We start from the raw sequence: 2,984 nt of genomic DNA on the forward strand, positions 1-2,984 counted from the left end.
CGTAACAATCCACTTAGCTCCGGCGTCTGCCGCTAAGCGGATAGCGTTGGCTAACAGCTCCAGGTTACGGCTTTCCGGACCGCCACTAACATCTACATGCAGTAACGCAGCTTTCATTCCCATTTCTCCCCTGTCCTTGATGTTCAAGATACCACTCGATGGCTACCTGTTTTAACGCACACTCGGCTGCATACCCCTGATCACCGCAGCCTGCCCCATACCAGCGGGCAAAACATGCCCCGCCGCACAAAGAAAACGAAGGACACCGCAAACAAAAATTCATACCGGCTTGAATCGAAGCCGCGACTTTTTGCTGTTTAGCCTTATCCAGACCTGTTTTCACATGCCCCAAATAAAAATCAGGATTACCAGCCAGCGAGGCACAGGCATACATATTGCCCTGGGCATCCACAAATGCCGCTTCGCCGTTCATGGCATGACAATGCGCAAACCCCTGCAGTTGTTGCCTAGCCAACATATCTACCCGTTCAACTTGGGAAAACAATATGGTTGTACCTGTCTGTTTAGCCATGTATTCTGCCGTCGCTAGCGCTGCTTTTACTCCTTGCTTTACAGCATCTGGCGAAGGCGGCGTAACCTCACCGCCCTTTCCCTGAGCACGTAAAAGATCAAAACCAATCCGCCGTACATTTCCCAGGTAATAAGCCATTTCCACTACACCAGCCAGTTTGGTTACATTCTCATTAGTGACAACACAAGTTATGCCGGTAGCAATCCCCTGGGCAGCCAACTGACCAGCGCCTGTCAGTATCTGACGACAGGTTCCTTGACCATCAGGCAGACAACGCTGCCTGTCATTGATATCAGGCCGTCCGTCAAGGCTAATTCCGATACCTACCTGACCGGCTTTCAATACAGCCGCCACCTCCCTGGTCACGAGCGAAGCATTGGTTTGCAGTTGCATAATGACAGGCAGGCTATTCTCTCGAACATGGCGGATAATTGCTTGCATTACCGGAAAGTTTAGCAGCGGTTCACCGCCGCTAAACTGCAGTACAAAGGGTTGTCCGTCTGCCGCCGCCAGTTCAACGGCGGCAATGCCTGTAGCAACATCCATAATTTCTGTCGGATGTTCATGGGCATAACAATATTTACAGGCAAAATTGCATTGACCGGTAAGACTCAAAATCAACATCCTCAGCATAATTTACCTGTCACTCCGTTCTTCCAACTCGCCGTCAATATCCAGATATATTTGCTGCAATTCGTACTTAGTCTTATCATCAGCGTGCCATAGGCCGCGCATCTCGGCCTCTAACAATTTTTCGGCAATTCGCTGCAACGCCCAGGGATTGACATCCTTCATCCAGTCCTGCATATCCTGATCTAGAGCGTATTTTTCTGCCAAGCCTTTGTACATCCAGTCCTCCATCACGGCGCTGGTGGCATCCCACTCGTAGCAGTGCGCCACTACCCCGGCCAAGTCAGCGGCACCTTTGTATCCATGCTGTTTCATACCTTCAATATATTTGGGATTCATGACTTCACCACGGAACAAACGTTTAAACTCTTCATCTAGACTCCGGAGCTTGACCTGCTGGCGGTTGGAACTGTCGCCACAGTACGAGCGCGGTGCCGCTCCTTTCAGGCTGCGGACAGCCGCAATCATCCCGCCATGATACGAGTTAAAGTCATCAGAATTAAGCATATGAACTTCCCGGTTATCCTCGTTTTTCACAGTAACATCCAAACTTGCCAGGCGGCGGCTGAAGAGCTGTGGTACAAAAGCGCCACTGCTCTTAGCGCCATAGGCATGGGCACCCCAGCGTACATATACGTTAGCCAAATCGTCAACAGTTTCCCAGTTCTTTTCTTCCAACAGATGACCAACACCGGCACCATACGTGCCTGGCGGGCAGCCAAATATCCGATAGCAGGCCTGTTCCCAGGCAGCAGGCTTGTCTATGCCCTGCTCTGTCAGCAGCGCCGCATCTGCCAGCACATGCTTGCGAATATAGTTAACCTCGCTACTTTCTTCCAGATTGGCCACAAGACTGATGGCTTTATCCATCCATTTCAATGCCATGGGCATGGTATCGCGAAACAGGCCGCTAATGCGAGCAGTCACATCAATCCGCGGGCGCTTGAGCTCTGACAGCGGAATAACCTCTAAGTCAATAACCCGCTGACTGCCCCGCTGCCATACCGGACGCACGCCTAAAAAATATAGAAATTCAGCAATACATTGCCCCTGACTGCGCATATTAGCGCCACTCCAGAAAATCATGCCAATGTTTTCTGGGTAATGGCCTTCATCGGCAATATAGCGCTCAATCACACTATTCCCCAAGGTCTGACCCAGTTCCCACGCAGCCGGAGTTGGCAGGGTACGTGGATCAACACCGTAAAAATTGCGTCCTGTCGGCAAAATATCAGCCATACCGCTGGTGGGTGCACCTGCCGGTCCGGGTTCAACAAATCGGCCTTCTAAGGCAGCCAATATATTGGTGATTTCTTGCTCGGTCTTATATAAGTTAGGGACAAGTGTCTGGCAGATATACCGCGCTGTTTGTTTAAGCTGCGCTTGGAGTTCAGCACTGGTTTTGGCCGCCCACGGCAGCTCTGCTACCTGCTCCGCCTCCGCCAGTGCAAAGTCATGGTCAAACAACCAGACAATTACTTCCCGGCACTTCTGATCAATTTCGTCAACTAATGCGCCACAAGTTTTGCTACCGTCAGGCAACAGTTTACCGCTCTCGGCCAACAACTCATAATAATCATAACCATGCATAGCGGCTATTGTCTCGGTGAGAGATGGCGTTTCGCCATTAGCCAGCCGGGTTAAGCACAGCAGATATTCTATCAGCGTATCCCCTTGTGGTGGACAGCCCAAGACATGCAGTCCTACCCGAATTTGCATGTTTTTTATATCGCTGATATAGCTGTGTAACCGCTGGACATAATCGTCAAATACTTCGCCTTCTACTTGTCCCATATCCTCGGCAAGACTGGCCTCCGCTACC

The 2,984-nt window shown here is 50.8% G+C and carries 2 protein-coding genes; both read right to left on the reverse strand.

Annotated features, from left to right (window positions below; genetic code table 11):
• Positions 1-85 precede the first annotated feature (85 nt).
• Entirely contained in the window at positions 86-1,156 is a 1,071-nt protein-coding gene (locus AC29Z1_RS04670) for a radical SAM protein (protein WP_488270296.1), read from the reverse strand.
• A 12-nt stretch (positions 1,157-1,168) separates the two neighbouring features.
• Positions 1,169-2,984: cobaltochelatase subunit CobN (locus AC29Z1_RS04675; RefSeq protein ID WP_488270297.1), on the reverse strand; the 1,816-nt coding region annotated here is incomplete at its 5' end.

Source organism: Sporomusa sp. (genome assembly GCF_057736855.1).

Coding starts and splice junctions, on each gene's coding strand:
- AC29Z1_RS04670 (WP_488270296.1), bottom strand. CDS start 1,156: ATGTTGATTTTGAGTCTTACCGGTCAATGCAATTTTGCCTGTAAATAT.